Genomic DNA, 629 nt, shown 5'->3' on the forward strand with positions numbered 1-629 from the left:
TGGGACTTCGGTGATGGCACGACCAGCCCACAAACCCAGCCGACGCACCAATATGGGAGTGAAGGTCAGTACACGGTCAGTTTAACAGTGACAGATAATGACGGTTTGACAGCTACCGCGACCCACAATGTGACGGTTTCGGCGACTGGCGGTAGTAGTACGCTTCCGCAAGATTGCGCGGTACAAAGCAAAGTGAGTGGTGGTCGTTTAAATGCTGGCGAGCCTGTCTGTTTGTCAAATCAGCAAACCATTTGGCTGAGTGTGCCGGCAGTTAATGAACATGCGAACATTGCTATCTCAACTGGCAATGGCACGGGTGACCTCAAAATTGAATACAGCAACCTAGGTTGGCCAGATGGTTCAAACCTACATGGTTGGTCAGACAATGCTGGTAACAAAGAGTGCATAACCGTTTCAAACCAAGCCAATTATTGGGGCTACATAAAAGTCTCTGGCAGTTTTGAAAATGCCGCGATTGTTGTAGATTTTGACGCGGAAGCTTGCCGAGAGTAACGCGCATTTTTACACAAATAGACGCCCTGTCATATTGGCAGGGCGTTTTTGTATTTGGTCATCGGCGGAGCGTATTTAGTGCTTTCTGTGACGACTAATGAGCGTTAATCATTGGC

1 protein-coding gene is annotated in these 629 nt (G+C 48.3%); it reads left to right on the forward strand.

Annotated features, from left to right (window positions below; genetic code table 11):
- On the forward strand, positions 1–513 hold a 513-nt coding region (locus tag R7040_RS27575), incomplete at its 5' end, for a PKD domain-containing protein (protein WP_318097760.1).
- Between the last annotated feature and the right edge of the window lie 116 nt (positions 514–629).

The organism is Vibrio sp. 1069 (genome assembly GCF_033340555.1).